This is a genomic window from Streptomyces sp. NPDC002623, from assembly GCF_053592635.1.
In genome coordinates, this window is the sequence record NZ_JBSFWB010000010.1 from 214,150 (window position 1) to 230,680 (window position 16,531).

Here is a 16,531-nt window from a genome sequence, read left to right on the forward strand (position 1 = left end):
GTATGAAGGTCAGGGCGCTCAACGACCGGAGAGCCCCGCGGTGTTGAGTCCGCGCGTTGAGGGTTTCGGGAGCCATGCATGAGGCACGTACGACGACGGACCGTCCGGCGAGTGACACGGCTGGCGGCGGTCGGCGGACTCCTCCTGGGAGGGGCCATGGTCACGCAGGCGGCCATGGCCAGCGAATCGCCCGGCACGTCCGCGTTGCCGCGCACCACGGCGGATTCCGTCGTCACGAATCCGGGGACCGCTCTCGTCGAGAAGCTCGGCACCGCGCGCACGGCGGGCACCTGGATCGACTCCGAAGGGCGTCCGGTGGTCGCGGTCACGGACGCGAAGACGGCCGACGCCGTCAAGGCGGCGGGCGCCGAGGCGAAGGTCGTCCCGCACAGCATGAACGAGCTCAAGTCGGCGGCGGCGACCCTGCGTTCGGCGCCCAAGGTGGCCGGCACGGCGTGGGTGATGGACTACCGGACGAACCAGGTGATCGTGCAGGCCGACAGCACCGTGTCAGCCTCGGACTGGGCGCGGCTGACGGACACGGCCGCCGGCATCGGCAGCTTCGTGCGCATGGAGCGCACCACTGGCGAGTTCACCACCCGGATCAACGGCGCGCTGCCGATCCTGTCCACCGCCGGACGCTGCTCGGCCGGCTTCAACGTGACCAACGGAACGAACGACTTCATCCTCACCGCCGGGCACTGCGGGCCGACCGGTTCGACCTGGTTCTCCGACAACCAGGCCAAACAGCAGGTGGGCCAGACGGTCAACCAGAGCTTCCCCGTCAACGACTTCTCGCTGGTGCAGTACGCGAGCGGCAAGGCGGGCGCCGGTGCCGACGTGGTGGCGGTCGGCAACGGCAACGGGGTGCGCATCACGGGCACCGGCGACGCGGCCGTCGGCCAGCGGGTGTTCCGCAGCGGCAGCACCACCGGGCTGCGTGACGGCGAGGTCACCGGACTGGACGCGACGGTGAACTATCCGGAGGGCACGGTCAGCGGGCTCATCGAGACGACCGTGTGCGCCGAACCGGGTGACAGCGGCGGCCCGATGTTCTCCGAGGGGATCGCCCTCGGCATCACCTCGGGCGGCAGCGGCGACTGCACGACGGGCGGCACGACGTTCTTCCAGCCGGTGACGAAGGCGCTGGCCCAGCTCGGTGTGCAGCTGATCGTGGCGGCGCCGTCCGCCGGCGCGCAGGGCGGCGCGGCGACCTCGTCGACCGGTCCGGCGCCGTCCTCCTCCCCCACCCAGGCGGCGCTCGCCCCGGGGGCGGCGTCCCCGGGCTCGACCACGCCCGCGACGGGCGTCGGGGGCGGTGTGGACCTCGCCGCGCGGCTCACCGACCCCAGGAACATCGGCCCGGGTCTGCTGGTCATCGCCGGCAGCATGGTGGCGCTGGTCGCGACCCGGTACATCCGTGCCGAACAGGACCGCAAGGCCTACCAGCGGTACTACTCGGCGACGTGGGGCTGAGCCGGACAGCAGGAAGGGCACCCGGTCGGGGTGCCCTTTTCGGTGAGGGAAGCTCGGGGAGCGTCAGGCCGCTTCGACGGACTGCGGCGCGGCGGCCCACTCCAGGACGAGCCGGCGGTATTCCTCGCGCTGCTCGACGCTCAGTGTCCCGCCCGACCGGAGCCACAGGGCCCTGATCTGGTCGTTCACCTCTGCGGCCGATCGCCCGGAGAGGGATTCAACAGTGGTGGACATGGTGTGAATCTTACGGCGTCCGGGGTGAAGGCCGCGTGAGTCATCACGAACGAACCGGACATACCGGACGTGTTACTGATCACGTCCATCTGTCAACCCCTACAGGCCGGTTCAGCCCTCCGTGACCGCCTCCACTGCCCCCAGGACCAGCACCTGGATGGCCAGCACGGCGGCCCCGCGCGCCCAGTCGTGGAAGTCGGACACCTTGGTCTCCAGGGCCACCGGGGCGGCCAGCGGATGCCGGTGGGCACGCACGGTCGCCTCCACCGTCGCCCCGCCGACGTCCATCAGACCGACGCCCTCACCGGCCAGCAGGATCTTCTGCGGCATGACGAAGTTGGCGATCTGCGCGACCAGCGTGCCCAGGGCGCGGGCCGCCTCGTCGACGACCCGGGCGGGCATGGGCTCCCCGGCGGCGGCGAGGGCGAGGATCTCCTCGTAGGTCCGCTCCCGGCCGGTGGCGGCCTGGACCTGGTAGCGGATGTTGGGGATGGTCAGCAGCGAGACGGCGCTGCCGCGTTCGCCGTCCGGGGTGAGCGGGCCGCTGGGGTTCAGGATCCAGTGCCGGCCGAAGTCACGGTCCTCCTCGGCGCAGGGCACCCGTTGGCCGGCCAGGACCAGTCCGTAGCCGATGCCCGCGCCGATGGTGAGGACGACGAAGCGGTCGAGGCCGCGACCGGCCCCGAACCATGTCTCGGCCTCGACGAGCGCGGCGACGTCGTTCTCGACGACCACCGGCAGTCCCGTGCGCTCCTCGACCAGGGCGGCGAGCGGAACGTCCCGCCACCCCAGGAAGGCCGACTCGCCCACGACGGCACGGTCCTGGACCAGCCCGCCCACGCCGATGCCGATCCCCGCGAGGCGGGGATGGGCGCCGGCCAGTTCATCCGCCATCTCCCCCAGCACGGCGACGACCTCGTCGGGGTCGTGCGAGGCGAGCGGACGGTCGTGGCGGGCGACGACCTGGCTCCTGAGGGTGGTGACGACGCCGTACACCATGTCCGCGGTGATCTTGAAGCCGATGAACGAGCGGGACTCGGCGACCACGTCGAGCGGCTGCGAGGGGCGCCCCTGCCGGGCCTCCGCCGCACCGCCCCCCTCAGCCGCCTCGATCAGCAGGCCCGACTCGATCAGCGGCTTGGTCAACCGGGTGAGGCTGCCCGCGGAGAGGTTCAGCCGCCGCGCCAGATCGGTGCGCGAGAGCGGGCCGTGGACGAGCACCTCGATCGCGACGGAGCGCTCCCCCGCGCTCAGCGGCAGCCAGCTGGCGGTACCTGTGGTCATGAGGGTCAGACTCCCACACGATTTCTTCTGCCCGATTTCTTTTGCCATGGAAGTATCCAGGTCACTATAGGCACCCGCAGCCTGCCGGAAAAGATGTTCCCCTACCTCTTGACGTCTGGATTCTTTCGGCTCAAAAGTAAGTGGCGCCGAGAAGCAGCCGCCGTAGACGAGGGAGTCTCCCGATGACCATCGCGTCCAGCAGTCCCCCGTCGCGTCGAGAGGGCCGGGGCGACGGGTGGCTCGCCGCGCTGTTCCTGGCCCCGGCCATGCTGGGATTCCTGGTCTTCCTGCTCTGGCCGACGCTGCGGGGGATCTATCTGAGCTTCACCCGCTTCAACCTGCTGACGCCGGCGGAGTGGGTGGGGCTCGACAACTACGACCGGATGATCCACGACCCCATCTTCTGGGACTCGCTCAAGGTCACCGTCGAGTACGTCGCCATCAACATCGGCGTCCAGACCGTCGCGGCCCTCGCCATCGCGGTGCTGCTCCAGCGGCTCACCCAGTCGGCCCTGCTGCGGGGCGTCGTCCTCACCCCGTATCTGATGTCGAACGTCGTCGCCGGTCTCGTCTGGCTGTGGATCCTCGACACCCAGCTCGGCATCGGCAACGAGATCATCGGCGGCCTGGGCCTCGACCGCATCCCCTTCCTGGCCGACGAGACCTGGGCGATCCCCACCATCGCGCTGATCAACGTCTGGCGGCACGTCGGGTACACCGCGCTGCTCCTGTTCGCCGGGCTCCAGGCGATCCCGAGCGACATGTACGAGGCCGCCAAGGTCGACGGCGCGAGCGAGTGGCGGATGTTCTGGCGGATCACCATGCCGCTGCTGCGGCCGGTCCTGGCGGTGGTGCTGATCATGACCGTGATCGGTTCGTTCCAGGTCTTCGACACCGTCGCGGTGACCACCGCGGGCGGTCCGGCGAACGCCACCAACGTCCTGCAGTTCTACATCTACGGCTCCGCCTTCGGCCGCTTCCAGTTCGGCTACGCCTCGGCGATGTCCGTCGCCCTGCTGGTCGTGCTGAGCGCGATCACCATCCTCCAGTACCGGCTCACCCGGGCCGGCCGGACCGATCTCGGATGACGGAAGGAGTCACCGTGGCTGCCGTGACGACAGTGCCGACCGCACCGCCGACGACCACGACCGGCACACCGCCGGCCCGGCGCAGGCTCACCCTCGGGCGGGCCGCCGCCTGGACCGTGATGGGCGCGATCGCCCTCATCACCCTGCTGCCGTTCTACTGGATCCTGCGCACCGCCCTGTCCACCAACGCGGGACTGAGCGCCGACCCCACCAGCCCGCTGCCGGTCGGCCTCACCACCAGCGGCTTCGAGCGGGCCCTCGGGCTCCAGTCGACCGAGGAGGCGATCGCACAGGGCGGCGCGGGCGGCGGGCTGGACTTCTGGCGCTACCTGCTCAACTCGGTGATCGTCTCCACGCTGATCACCGGCTGCCAGATCTTCTTCTCCGCGATGGCCGCCTACGCCTTCGCCCGGCTGCGCTGGCGCGGCCGGGACCAGGTCTTCGGCCTGTTCCTGGCCGGGCTGATGGTGCCGACCATCTTCACCCTGCTGCCGAACTTCGTGCTCATCAAGCAACTCCACCTGGTGGACTCGCTGTTGGGCATCGCACTGCCCAGCCTGTTCATGACCCCGTTCGCGGTCTTCTTCCTGCGCCAGTTCTTCATGAACATCCCCCGCGAGGTGGAGGAGGCGGCGCTGCTCGACGGCGCCGGAAAGATCAAGATCTTCTTCCGGGTGATCCTGCCGATGGCGGCCACTCCGGTCGTCACGCTGTCCGTGCTGACGTACATCACCTCCTGGAACGACTACTTCTGGCCGCTGATGGTCTCCTACAGCGACAGCTCACGGGTGTTGACGGTGGCGCTGGCGGTGTTCCGCGCGCAGACCCCGGCGGCCGGCACCGACTGGTCGGGTCTGATGGCGGCCACCCTGATCGCCGCGCTCCCGATGCTGGTGCTGTTCGGACTCTTCGCGCGCCGCATCGTCAGCTCCATCGGCTTCACCGGGATCAAGTGAGGGAACCGAGATGCGACTTCGTACGCTGACCGCGCCGGCCGGAGCGCTGGCGCTGTCCCTGTCCCTGTCCTTGTCCCTGGTGAGCGGCTGCGCGAACGGCGACTCCGCCGGATCGTCCTCGGACACGGTGACGTACTGGCTGTGGGACGCCAACCAGCTGCCCGCCTACCAGGCCTGCGCCAAGGGGTTCGAGACGGCGAACCCCGGGCTGAAGGTGAAGATCACCCAGTTGGGCTGGAACGACTACTGGACCAAGCTCACCGCCGGTTTCATCGCCGGTACCCAGCCGGACGTGTTCACCGACCACATCCAGAAGTTCGGCCAGTTCGTCGATCTGAAAGTGCTGGAACCGCTCGACGACCTGGGCATCGACGAGTCCGACTACCAACCGGGGCTCGCCGCCAACTGGCTGGGCCAGGACGGCCACCGCTACGGCGCCCCCAAGGACTGGGACACCGTCGCGCTGTTCTACAACCAGAAGATGACCAAGGCGGCCGGTCTCACCGCGGAGCAGCTCAACGGCCTCTCCTGGAACCCCGAGGACGGCGGCACCTTCGAGAAGGCGATCGCCCACCTCACCGTCGACAACAACGGCAGACGCGGCGACGAGCCCGGCTTCGACAAGAACGACGTCAAGGTCTACGGGCTGGCCACCAACGGCGGCGGCGACGCCGACGGCCAGACCCAGTGGAGCCCCTTCACCGGCTCGGCCGGCTGGAGCTACACGGACAAGGCACGCTGGGGCACCGACTACCAGTACGACAGCAAGACCTTCCAGTCCGTGGTCAAGTGGTACTTCGGCCTGGCGAAGAAGGGCTACATGGCGCCCTTCACCGACTACAACATCCAGTCGAACCAGTCGAACGTCCAGGTCGCCTCCGGCAAGGCCGCGACCTCCTTCGACGGCGCCTGGATGATCTCCACGTACACCGGCTTCAAGGGCCGGGACGTCGCCACGGCGCTCACCCCGACCGGGCCGACCGGCAAGCGGGCCACGATGATGAACGGGCTCGCCGACTCCGTCACCAAGGGCGCGCACAACAAGGCGGGCGCCAAGAAGTGGGTGGCCTACCTCGCCTCCGACGCCTGCCAGCAGGTCGTCGGGAAGTACGGCATCGTCTTCCCCGCCACCCCGGCCGGTACGCAGGCCGCCGTCGCCGCCTACGAGAAGAAGGGCGTCGACGTCTCGGCGTTCACCGAGCCCGTCGCGGACAAGAAAGCCTCTCGGACCTTCTCGTACCCGATCACCACCTACGCGGCCGACGTCTACGCCCTGATGCATCCCGCGATGGAGGACGTCTACGGCAACGGCGCGCCCGTGAGCGGCCTCGACGAGGTCAACGACCAGATCAACTTCATTCTCGACCAGTGACGACTCACCCGGTAAAACCAGTAAGAAGGGGCTCCACCCACATGACGTTCTCCCTCGGCATCGTCGGCGCCGGGCAGTTCTCCGGCCAGTTCGCCAAGCTGTTCCTCGCCCACCCGGGCGTCGGCGATGTCTTCGTCACCGATCTTCTCCCGGAGCGCGCCGAACAGCTCGCGGCCGCCGAGGGGCTGTCGGGGACCTTCCCCTCGTACGAGGCCATGCTGGAGTCGAAGGCGGTCGACGCCGTCGCGATCTTCACCCAGCGCTGGACCCACGGCCCGCTGGTGGTCCAGGGGCTGAACGCCGGCAAGCACGTCTACTCGGCGGTGCCCATGGCGATCACCCGGGACGAGATCGCGGCGATCATCGACGCGGTACGGGCCACCGGACTGACGTACATGATGGGCGAGACCAGCCAGTACAACCCGGCGACCGTGCACGCCCGCAACCGGATCGCCGAAGGCGCCTTCGGGCGGCTCTTCTACGCCGAGGGCGACTACGTCCACGACATGGACCTGGGGTTCTACGAGGCGTACCGGTACAGCGGCGGCGAGAACTGGAAGGCGACCGCCAGCTATCCCCCGCTGCTCTACCCCACGCACTCGGTGGGCGGGGTCCTCGGCGCCTGGCAGACGCACGCGGTGAGCGTGTCCGCGATCGGGGTCGAGGACGATCGTGGGGACGGGGTCTTCGACCGGGACGTCAGCCAGTTCGGCAACGACTTCTCGAACGCGACCGCGCTGTTCGAGGTGGCGGGCGGCGGCTCGTTCCGGACCAACGAGTTCCGGCGGGTGGGCTATCCGTCGCATATCCGGGAGTCGCGGTTCCGGTTCTTCGGGACGGAGGCCAGCATGGAGCAGCTCGCCACGGTGGCGTTCTGGCAGGACAAGAAGGGGGTGAAGGACATCAGCGAACTCCTCGAGCCCAAGCCCACGATGTCGCCGGACGACCCGTCGCTCCAGCACATCGCGCCCGAGCTGCGGGCCGCCTTCACCTCGGGCTCGGCTCCCGTGCACGACCGGGCACGGCTGCCCCGGGAGTTCGACCACCTGCACAACGGGCACGAGGGCAGCCACCACTTCCTGGTGGACGACTTCGTCACCGCGGTGAACACGCGCTCGCTGCCGTCGGTGAACGCGTGGGTGGCCGCCCGCTACACCCTGCCGGGCATCGTCGCGCACGAGTCCGCGCGGCAGGGTGGGGCGAGGCTGGCGATCCCGGACTTCGGGGACGCGCCGCAGAACTGAGACCGCCGACAGTTCCTGGCCGTCGGGGCCGGGCGCCGTCAGGTGCCCGGCTTGCGACCGTAGACGAAGACGTCGTCGCCGTTCTTCAGCAGCGACCAGTACTTCTTGGCGGCCGTCGAGGTCATGTTGACGCAGCCGTGCGAGCCCGGCGGGTTCCACATGCTGAGACCGACCGAGTGGAAGGCCTGACCGCCGTCGAAGAACTGGCTGTAGGGCATCGGCACGTTGTAGATGGTCGAGACGTGGTTCAGGTTGCGCCAGTAGATCTTCTTCAGACCGGTGCGGGTCTCGTACCCGTTACGGCCGGTGCGGACCGGGACGGGGCCGTAGACGAGCCTGCTGCCGTCCTGGATCCAGCTCAGCTGGAGGGTCAGGTTGACACAGGCGATGCGGCCCTTGTTGGTGGGGCACGTGCCCGCCTTGTTGGGCTTGTTGCCCACCGCCTTCTGCTTGTTCATGAGGTCCATCACGCCCCAGGTGACGGGCCCGGCGTAGCCGATGTTCGGGGTGATGCCGTGCTTGTTCTGGAAGGCCCGGATGGCCTTGCAGTCGGCGGTCGACTGCTTGCCGTCGACGGGCCGGCCGAGGAACTTCTCGACCTGCTTCTGGTACGGCCCGGCCGTCGTCGTACAACTCGCGGCCTGCGCCGGTCCCGCACCCAACGCGAGCGTCAGCGGCGCGACCAGGCCGGTGACGCCGAGCAGGACGGCTCCTCGTCTGCGTATGTCCCCCATGGCTGCCCTCTCCCTGGCACAGTGGTGGCGATCTCGTCCTTCTAGACCGTCTTGTACGGGCACCGGTTGTAGACAGACTCAAGCTGTGACAAAACAGTGAACTATCTGCTCGTCCGGTCGTCGGCCCCCGTCGAAATCACGGTGGGTCCGGGCAGGTCGGGGGACTCCTGGGGCGGGAGTTCGCGCCGGGTGCGGACCGGTGAGAGGAAGACGGGCAGGAAGTTCGCCGCCAGCAGCGCGCCGCCCACCCAGAGGGCGACCCGTACGCCTGCCAGTTCGCCGATGAGGCCGGAGAGGGCGGCGCCGACGGCCAGCGCCCCGGTCAGCAGGAATCGGAACGTGGCGTTCATCCGGCCGAGGAGGGCGTCCGGCGTCATCCGCTGACGCAGGCTCACACCGAGGACGTTGTCCACGCCGGTCTTGAACAGGATCAGCACCCAGGCCGCCCCGGCGAGCCACAGCCAGGGCCCCCGGTCGATCAGGGGCACGAGCAGGGCCGCGGGCGCCAGGACCGGTCCGACGACGCCGAGCGCCCGCCCGTGCCCGAGGCGCCCGGCCAGCGGACGGGCGCACCAGGCGCCGAGCAGCAGCCCGACCCCGCCCGCCGCCCAGAACAGGCCCAACGCGCCTGCGGAGAGGTGGAGTTCACGGACGAAGAGGATCGGCAGCATGGCGGTGATGACCTGCGAGCCCAAATTGGTGAGCGCGGCGGTGAGCGCGAGCGCGCGCAGTTCCGCGTTGCCCAGCACATGCCGGACGCCCTCCGCGATCTGGGCGTGCAGCCCGGCCCCGGGCGGCGGCTGGGGCGTGTCGTCGCCCCGCCGGAGCGCGAAGAGCTGGAGCGCCGAGACGAGATACGCGCCCGCCGCGCACACCACCGCCACGGGCGCGGTGAGCAGTTGGACGAGTCCGCCGCCCGCCCCGCGTCCGGCGATGTTCCCCACCGCCTGGAGGCTGACGACGGCCGAGTTGGCGCGTACGAGGGCGGCGGGGCCGACGAGTTGGGGCAGCGCGCTCTGCGAGCCGACGTCGAAGAACACGGTCGCGCACCCGTTGAGCAGGACCACCGCGTACAGGTGGACGAGGGTGAGCGCGTCGAGCTGCCAGGCGACGGGCACGGACGAGAACAGCGCGGCCCGGGTCAGGTCGGCGACGGTCAGGATGCGGCGGTGCCGCAGCCGGTCGACCCAGACCCCGGCCGGCAGTCCGATGAACAGGAACGCCACCGTGCTCAGCGTGGCCAGGGCGCCGATCTGCCCGGGGCTCGCGTCGAGCGCGCTCACCGCGACGAGAGGCACCGCGACATAGCTCACGTTCGTGCCGAGCTGGCTCAGTGCGGTGGCCGAGAACAGGACGCGGAAGTCGCGGACGCGCCAGGGTGAGGCGGTCGGCTCGGTGGGGGTCTGCACGCTCGAACGCTGCCCGACGAGCTCCCTGCACCACAAGTGAAAAGATCTACACGGACCGTTAAGCGCCGCTACGAGTACGGCTCAGCGATAGCCCGTGGTGTTCGCCGGCTTCCCCGGGTCCTGGACCTCGACCATGTAGCGCCAGGCGTCCGGGCGGCTGCCGTCGAGGTCGGTGAAGCCGTACACCGGGGCGAGGCCGCCGCTGGAGAGGGACCGACCGTTGTAGCGGGCCACTTCGGGGTCGGCGGCGAGCGCGGCGACGGCCCGGCCGACATAGCGGGGCGTCTCGGAGATGGCGAAGTGCGGGATGCGCTCGACGGCGTCGCGCCAGTTGTCCTCGCGGACGCCGAAATGGTCGAGCATCATCTCCGAGCGCAGCCAGCCCGGGGTGAGCGCCACGGCGGTGGCGCCGCGCGGCCCGAGTTCATGGCCGAGGGCGAAGGCCATCCGCAGCACGGACGACTTGGCCAGGTCGTAGAACAGGTTGATGCGGTAGGTGTCGCGGTTGTAGTCGTTCGTGCCGTCGGTCATCTCGACGACCAGGCCGCCCGGCCGGCGCAGCAGGAGCGGGAGGGCGTGGTGGCTGGTGATGGCGTGGGTGTCGACGGCGAGCCGGAGCAGCCGCAGGCCGTTGTCGAGGTCGTGCTCCCAGACGGGGGTGTCCCACTCGAAGAGGTTCTCGCCGCCCCAGACGTCGTTGACCAGGACGTCGAGGCGGCCCTGTTCGTCGGCGACGCGGTCGACGAGGGCGCGGACCTGTGCGGGGTCGAGATGGTCGGTGGGCACGGCGACACCGCGGCCGCCCGCCTCGGTGACGAGGTCCGCGGTGTCCTCGATCGTCTCGGGACGGTCGTACTCGGAGCGCCGTTCGCGGGTGCTGCGTCCGGTCACATAGACGGTCGCGCCGGCCGCGCCCAGTTCCACGGCGATGCCCCGTCCCGCTCCCCGGGTGGCCCCCGCGACCAGGGCGACCTTGCCTTCCAGACTGCCTTGCAGCGGCGCCGACATGTCCGGCCTCCTTCACGTGTTCCCTCGGTGTCCGTTCTCGTCGAGGGTCGCGCGGAAGCCGGACATCTCCTGTCGCCATTCCTGGGAAGTCACCCGGTGGGGCGCAGCCAGGTGTCGAGTTCGCCGTCGTCGGTCACGAACCAGAGCTGGCGGCCGTGGTTCGCCTCGCGCACGAAGTCCCGCAGGGCGGAGCTCTCGGCGAGATGCCGGGAGATGTCCCCGACGACGGCCAGCCGGATCCGGTAGTTCGCGAACTTCTGCACGACCGCGCCCGCGACCCCGGACCGGAGCCGGAAGAACTCCTCCCCGCAGCGCTCCGCGGGGATCACCACGAATTCCGCGTCGTGTCCCATGGCGTCGCCGATGAGATCGAGCGCGGCGCGCTCGCCGTCGAGCGCCGGCCCGTCGGGGGCGCAGCGCAGGACGCGGGTGTCGTGCAGGGTCACGAGTGCAGTGGTCATGCCCGTGAGACTACGGTCGGCCGGGGCGCGGGGCCTCCCGGTTTTCCGCCCCGTGCCTCCCGGTTCTCGGTCAGTGCCCCCGGGCGATCCATTCCTCCAGGTGGGGTGCCTCCGCGCCGATGGTCGTCGCTTCGCCGTGTCCGGTCAGCACCTTCGTCCCGGGCGGCAGGGCGAGCAGCCGGTCCTTGATGGAGGTGATGATCGTCGGGAAGTGGGAGTAGGAGCGGCCGGTCGCGCCGGGGCCGCCCTGGAAGAGGGTGTCGCCGGTGAAGAGCACCCCGAGCCCGGGTTCGTACAGGCAGACCGCGCCGGGCGCGTGCCCGGGGGTGTGCAGGACGGTGAGGTCGGCGCCGGCGGCCTCGATGACCTGGCCGTCGGCCAGGTGGGCGTCGGGCTCGCGGTGCGGGTGGGTGAGCTTCCACAGCGGCAGATCGTCGGGGTGCAGCCAGATCGTGGCGCCGGTCGCGTCGGCCAGGGCCGGCGCGGCGGAGATGTGGTCGTTGTGGGCGTGGGTGCAGACGACGGCCGTCAGCCGGCGGTCCCCCACGGCGGCGAGGATGGCGTCGGCGTCGTGGGCGGCGTCGATGACGATCGCCTCGTGGTCGTCGCCGACGATCCACACGTTGTTGTCGACGTCCCAGGTGCCGCCGTCCAGGCTGAACTGGCCCGAGGTGACCAGGTGTTCGATGCGTGCGGTCATCACAGCACCACCACCGAGCGCAGGACGTCTCCGTGGTGCATCCGCTCGAACGCCTGCTCCACCTCGTCGAGTCGGATGGTCTCGGTCACGAACGCCCCCAGGTCCAGGCGGCCCTGGAGGTGCAGGTCGATGAGCATGGGGAAGTCGCGGGAGGGCAAACAGTCGCCGTACCAGGACGACTTCAGCGCGCCGCCGCGTCCGAAGACGTCCAGGAGCGGCAGTTCGAGCTTCATCTCCGGCGTCGGCACGCCGACCAGGACGACCGTGCCGGCCAGGTCACGACCGTAGAAGGCCTGCTTGTAGGTCTCCGGGCGGCCGACGGCCTCGATGACGACGTCCGCGCCGAACCCGCCGGTCAGCTCGCGGATCGCCTCGACGGCGTCCGTGTTCTTGGAGTTGACCGTGTGGGTGGCGCCCATCTTCCTGGCGGTCTCGAGCTTGCGGTCGTCGATGTCGACGGCGATGATCTTCGCGGCGCCGGCCAGGTTCGAGCCGGCGATCGCCGCGTCTCCGACGCCGCCGCAGCCGATCACCGCGACCGTGTCGCCGCGACCCACGTTGCCGGTGTTGATGGCCGCCCCGATACCGGCCATCACCCCGCAGCCCAGCAGCCCGGCCACCGCCGCCGACACCGAGGCGTCGACCTTCGTGCACTGTCCGGCCGCCACCAGGGTCTTCTCCGCGAAGGCTCCGATGCCCAGCGCCGGAGACAGCTCGGTGCCGTCGGTCAGGGTCATCCGCTGCGTGGCGTTGTGGGTGTCGAAGCAGTACCAGGGGCGGCCGCGCAGACACGCCCGGCACTGCCCGCACACCGCACGCCAGTTCAGGATCACGAAGTCACCGGGAGCGACGTCGGTGACGCCCTCGCCGACCGACTCCACCACGCCCGCCGCCTCATGACCGAGCAGGAAGGGGAACTCGTCGTTGATCCCGCCCTGCTTGTAGTGCAGGTCCGTGTGGCACACCCCGCAGGCCTGGATCTTCACCACGGCCTCGCCGGGACCGGGGTCGGGGATCACGATCGTCTCCACCCGCACCGGCTCGTTCTTCCCCGGCGCGATCACTCCGCGCACTTCCTGCGGCATGAGGCTGCCCCTTTCATCGGCGTCGTCCGTCCCAGGTCCGACCCTACGCGTGACTGATCGGTAAGGGCACGGCGGACAGTCCCGGAAGCCCTCCTTCCGGCCAGGGCGCGAGGCCTGCGACGTAGCCTGGGGCTCCGACGCACTCCCCGAGGAGCCCCGTGGCCATCGCACAGACCGCCGACGACCGACCCCCGTGGCGGCTGCTGCTCGACTACGTGCGGCCACACCGCTGGACCCTGCTCGCCGGCGCGGTGCTGTCGCTCGTCACCGGCGCGACCGGGCTGCTGCTGCCGCTCGTGGCAAGGGAGTTGATCGACGACCTGGGCCACGACCGGGCGATAACCGGTGCGTTGCTCGCGCTGTCCGCGCTGGTCGTCGCCAACGCGACGGTGGGCGCGCTGGGTTCGTACGTGCTGCGACGCACGGCGGAGTCGGTGGTGCTCGGTGCGCGGCGGGCGCTGTCCTCGTATCTGCTGCGCCTGCGGATCACGGCCGTCGACCGGAGCGAGCCCGGCGATCTGATGGCCCGCATCACCTCCGACACGACGCTGCTGCGCGAGGTCACCACCGACTCGCTGGTGGGCCTCGGCACCGGCGGGCTCACGCTGGCCGCCACGGTCGTGATGATGGGCCTGGTGGACCCGGTGCTGCTGGGGGTCACGCTGGCCGTGATCCTGTGCGCGGGCACGGTCCTCGGAGTGATCGTGCCGCGCATCAACCGGGCGAGCCGTCGCGCTCAGGACGCGGTGGGCGTGATGGGGGCCTCCCTGGAGCGGGTGCTGGGCGCGCTGCGCACGGTGAAGGCGTCGGGCGCCGAACACCGTGAGGAGGCGACGCTGCACGCGGCGGCCGAGGAGTCCTGGCGGCAGAGCGTGCGCGCCGCCAAGTGGGCGGCCGCGGCGGGCAACACGGCCGGGCTGGCGATGCAGACCGCGTTCATCACCGTCCTCGCGGTCGGCGGGGCGCGGGTCGCCACGGGCGCGATCGAGATCGGCACGCTGGTGGCGTTCCTGCTGTACGTCTTCTATCTGATGTCGCCGATCCAGCAGGTCGTCGGGGCGATCACCCAGTACCAGACGGGCTCCGCGGCGCTGAGCCGTATCCAGGAGGCCCTGCGCCTGCCCGCCGAGCCGGCCTCCCGGCCCGCGCCGCTGCCGTCACCGGCCGCCGAACCGGCCTCGCTCGCCTTCGCCGACGTCCGCTTCCGGTACGCCGACGATCTGCCGTACGTCCACCACGGGGTGACGTTCGCGGTGCCGGCCCGGGGCATGACCGCGTTCGTCGGCCCCTCGGGCGCGGGCAAGACCACGGTGTTCTCGCTGATCGAGCGGTTCTACGAGCCCGAGTCCGGCACGATCTCCCTCGACGGCCGCGATCTCGTCGACTGGGATCTGTCGCAGCTGCGCTCCTCCATCGGCTATGTGGAGCAGGACGCCCCCGTGCTGTCGGGCTCGCTGCTCGACAACCTGCTGCTGGGGAACGCGGAGGCGGACGAGGACGCCGTACGGCGCGTGCTGAAGACGACGCGGCTCGACGGCCTGGTCGCACGGCTGCCGCAAGGTCTCGACACCCTGGTCGGACACCGTGGGACGAAGCTGTCCGGCGGTGAGCGGCAGCGGGTGGCCATCGCCCGCGCCCTGCTGCGTCACCCCCGGCTGCTGCTGCTCGACGAGGCGACCTCGCAGTTGGACGCGGTGAACGAGGCGGCGTTGCGCGACACCGTCGCCGACGTCGCCCGGACGACGACCGTCCTCGTCGTCGCCCACCGGTTGTCGACGGTCACGATGGCGGACCGGATCGTCGTCATGGACGCGGGCCGGGTCCGTGCGCTGGGCACGCACCGTGAGCTCGTGGCGGGCGATCCGCTCTACGCGGAGCTTGCGGCGACCCAGTTCCTCGCGACGGTCGAGTGACGCGGGTTGTGGGCTCGGGCGGGTACGCGAGATCGTTCGAGGCGATCCTGCCGGTGTCTGAAGGAAGCCGACGAGTGCTGAACGTGCGCGGGGCCGCCCGGTCGTCCGGACGGCCCCGTGGGTGAAGGTGCGAGGCTCGGCTACTCGATCGAGGGCAGCAGCCCGGTGACGGGGCCGGCGAGGTCGGTGACCTGGTGCAGTTCGTTCAGCTGCTGCAACTGACTCACGTTCTTCACCTCGCGCACCTGCTGGGAGACCGTCGGGAGGGCGGCCCGGTGCTCTGCGGGAATCTGGCTCGTGGCGAGCGTGTCCAGCGTGGTGATCGGGTTGAACCGGCCGGCGTCCGGGCCTTCGGCCGCGTTCGCCATGGGCGCCGCGAGGCCAGTGACCCCGGCGGCGAGAGCGGCGATGGCGGCGATGCGTCGAGTGGAGATCATGCCCTCAGCAACGCGGCGGGCGCTGTCGTGGACACGGGCGGGCGGCCCCGCTCACCCGACGGGTGGAGCGGGCCGCCTGCGCTTGCCGAGCGCGGCGGGCCGGAGGAGCCTCGAAGGTGAGGGACCGGCGGTCCGTCCTCCCCTGGGCCGCGCCCCTCGAAGGAGGTCACCATGAGCACCGCGGCAGGCTCCGCCTTCGACACCGAGACCCTGCGCAGGGGCGTCGAGGGACAGACCGCGACGACACTGCTGTCGCTCTACGCCGACGACGCCGAACTGCGCGTCATCGACCACAACACCCAGCCCAGCCGCCCCAGGGTGCTGCACGGCCGGGACGAGATCGCCCAGTTGCTCGAAGACGTCTACAGCCGGGACATGACCCACAAACTGGAGGAGTGCATCGTCCAGGGCGACCGTGCCGCCTACAGCGAGTCCTGCCTGTACGCGGACGGTGTGCGCGTACTCGCCGAGTCGATGATCACTTTGCGTGACGGCAAGATCGTCGACCAGACGTTGATCCAGGCATGGGACGAGTAGGAAGAAAGTCCGCGGGGATCCAGGTCACCTCCCGGCTGACCTGGAACTTCGCGGTGCGCGCGAGTCTGGGGCGGTCGCGTCCGGCCCGGTCTCCGCTGCCAGCACCAGTCTTCGCAGCAGGTCGGCGAGTGTCTCTCGCTCTGCTGCGGACAGCGCTGAGAGCAGCGCGCGCTCACCCGCCTCCTCCGAGGCCGCGTGCCGTTCGAACGCGGCACGGCCGGCGTCGGTGAGCCGTACCCGCACCCGTCGGCGGTCGCCGCTCTCATGGGTGCGGACGATCAGACCCGCGTCCTCGACGGGGCCGAGCCGTGCGGAGAGCGCTCCGCGGGTCAGGCCGAGCAGGTCGGCGAGGTGGGACGGACTGCTTTCGTAGGGCGGGCCCTGGCGGCGCAGCATCAGCAGGATCTTGAACTGTCCGTGGGCCGGCCCGTCCGACTCGAGGGCGTCGCGGCGGGTCTGCTGCAGGTACCGGGCCAGTACCGCCAGCCGGGCGACGATCTGCTCCTTGACCGGGTCCATCCAGTCGAGTTCCTTCGCCCACACGGCGACATGCCGGTCGACCGAGTCCTCCATGCGCTGCCCCTTCGCTGTCC

At 70.3% G+C, this 16,531-nt stretch carries 17 protein-coding genes; 7 read left to right on the forward strand and 10 right to left on the reverse strand.

Features of this window, described 5'->3' with window-relative positions:
- The first annotated feature begins 78 nt into the window (after positions 1–78).
- The gene (locus ACWD4O_RS20525; RefSeq protein WP_451281593.1) at positions 79–1,476 is read left to right on the forward strand and encodes a S1 family peptidase; all 1,398 of its coding nucleotides are present in this window, start codon (positions 79–81) and stop codon (positions 1,474–1,476) included.
- A 63-nt stretch (positions 1,477–1,539) separates the two neighbouring features.
- On the opposite strand, the gene ACWD4O_RS20530 is transcribed toward ACWD4O_RS20525, so the two are convergent.
- On the reverse strand, positions 1,540–1,710 hold the full coding sequence (locus ACWD4O_RS20530) for a hypothetical protein (RefSeq protein WP_451045362.1): 171 nt from the start codon (positions 1,708–1,710) through the stop codon (positions 1,540–1,542).
- A 111-nt stretch (positions 1,711–1,821) separates the two neighbouring features.
- Positions 1,822–2,994: an ROK family protein gene (locus ACWD4O_RS20535; RefSeq protein WP_451281595.1), complete on the reverse strand. Its 1,173-nt coding sequence runs from the start codon at positions 2,992–2,994 to the stop codon at positions 1,822–1,824.
- Positions 2,995–3,176: 182 nt separating this feature from the next.
- Here ACWD4O_RS20535 and ACWD4O_RS20540 point away from each other — a divergent pair, with 182 nt between their 5' ends.
- The 4 genes from ACWD4O_RS20540 to ACWD4O_RS20555 are packed head-to-tail and all read left to right on the forward strand — an operon-like array spanning position 3,177 to position 7,654.
- Positions 3,177–4,082, forward strand: coding sequence for a carbohydrate ABC transporter permease (locus tag ACWD4O_RS20540; RefSeq protein ID WP_451281597.1), 906 nt, complete (start codon positions 3,177–3,179; stop codon positions 4,080–4,082).
- On the forward strand, positions 4,079–5,038 hold the full coding sequence (locus tag ACWD4O_RS20545; protein WP_451281598.1) for a carbohydrate ABC transporter permease: 960 nt from the start codon (positions 4,079–4,081) through the stop codon (positions 5,036–5,038). Before ACWD4O_RS20540 ends, ACWD4O_RS20545 begins: the two co-directional genes overlap by 4 nt.
- Before the next feature lie 10 nt (positions 5,039–5,048).
- Entirely contained in the window at positions 5,049–6,410 is a 1,362-nt protein-coding gene (locus ACWD4O_RS20550; protein ID WP_451281600.1) for an ABC transporter substrate-binding protein, read from the forward strand.
- A gap of 41 nt (positions 6,411–6,451) precedes the next feature.
- Positions 6,452–7,654 carry a Gfo/Idh/MocA family protein gene (locus ACWD4O_RS20555; RefSeq protein WP_451281602.1) on the forward strand — a complete coding sequence of 401 codons (1,203 nt, stop codon included), beginning with the start codon at positions 6,452–6,454 and terminating at the stop codon, positions 7,652–7,654.
- A gap of 38 nt (positions 7,655–7,692) precedes the next feature.
- Here ACWD4O_RS20555 and ACWD4O_RS20560 read toward each other — a convergent pair whose 3' ends face one another.
- The 6 genes from ACWD4O_RS20560 to ACWD4O_RS20585 all read right to left on the reverse strand — a co-directional run bounded on the left by ACWD4O_RS20560 (position 7,693) and on the right by ACWD4O_RS20585 (position 13,051).
- On the reverse strand, positions 7,693–8,388 hold the full coding sequence (locus ACWD4O_RS20560; protein ID WP_451281604.1) for a L,D-transpeptidase family protein: 696 nt from the start codon (positions 8,386–8,388) through the stop codon (positions 7,693–7,695).
- A 101-nt stretch (positions 8,389–8,489) separates the two neighbouring features.
- A complete protein-coding gene (locus ACWD4O_RS20565; RefSeq protein WP_451281606.1) occupies positions 8,490–9,797 on the reverse strand; it encodes an MFS transporter in 1,308 nt (435 codons plus the stop codon).
- Between the two features lie 81 nt (positions 9,798–9,878).
- Positions 9,879–10,805, reverse strand: a complete 927-nt coding sequence (locus ACWD4O_RS20570) for an SDR family oxidoreductase (RefSeq protein ID WP_451281607.1) — start codon at positions 10,803–10,805, stop codon at positions 9,879–9,881.
- Positions 10,806–10,894: 89 nt separating this feature from the next.
- Positions 10,895–11,266 carry a DUF4180 domain-containing protein gene (locus tag ACWD4O_RS20575; protein ID WP_451281609.1) on the reverse strand — a complete coding sequence of 124 codons (372 nt, stop codon included), beginning with the start codon at positions 11,264–11,266 and terminating at the stop codon, positions 10,895–10,897.
- A 70-nt stretch (positions 11,267–11,336) separates the two neighbouring features.
- Positions 11,337–11,966, reverse strand: a complete 630-nt coding sequence (locus ACWD4O_RS20580) for an MBL fold metallo-hydrolase (RefSeq protein ID WP_450944891.1) — start codon at positions 11,964–11,966, stop codon at positions 11,337–11,339.
- Entirely contained in the window at positions 11,966–13,051 is a 1,086-nt protein-coding gene (locus tag ACWD4O_RS20585) for an S-(hydroxymethyl)mycothiol dehydrogenase (protein ID WP_451281612.1), read from the reverse strand. The genes ACWD4O_RS20580 and ACWD4O_RS20585 overlap by 1 nt, the downstream gene beginning before the upstream one ends.
- Positions 13,052–13,209: 158 nt before the next feature.
- Between ACWD4O_RS20585 and ACWD4O_RS20590 the strand changes: the two genes are divergently transcribed.
- Positions 13,210–14,964, forward strand: a complete 1,755-nt coding sequence (locus tag ACWD4O_RS20590) for an ABC transporter ATP-binding protein (RefSeq protein ID WP_451281614.1) — start codon at positions 13,210–13,212, stop codon at positions 14,962–14,964.
- Between the two features lie 140 nt (positions 14,965–15,104).
- Here the strand turns inward: ACWD4O_RS20590 and ACWD4O_RS20595 are convergent, their stop codons facing one another.
- The gene (locus ACWD4O_RS20595) at positions 15,105–15,401 is read right to left on the reverse strand and encodes a hypothetical protein (protein WP_451281615.1); all 297 of its coding nucleotides are present in this window, start codon (positions 15,399–15,401) and stop codon (positions 15,105–15,107) included.
- A 171-nt stretch (positions 15,402–15,572) separates the two neighbouring features.
- On the opposite strand from ACWD4O_RS20595, the gene ACWD4O_RS20600 reads away from it, so the two are divergent.
- Positions 15,573–15,938, forward strand: a complete 366-nt coding sequence (locus tag ACWD4O_RS20600) for a nuclear transport factor 2 family protein (RefSeq protein ID WP_451281616.1) — start codon at positions 15,573–15,575, stop codon at positions 15,936–15,938.
- Positions 15,939–15,962: 24 nt separating this feature from the next.
- Here ACWD4O_RS20600 and ACWD4O_RS20605 read toward each other — a convergent pair whose 3' ends face one another.
- Positions 15,963–16,511 carry a MarR family winged helix-turn-helix transcriptional regulator gene (locus ACWD4O_RS20605; RefSeq protein ID WP_451281618.1) on the reverse strand — a complete coding sequence of 183 codons (549 nt, stop codon included), beginning with the start codon at positions 16,509–16,511 and terminating at the stop codon, positions 15,963–15,965.
- Between the last annotated feature and the right edge of the window lie 20 nt (positions 16,512–16,531).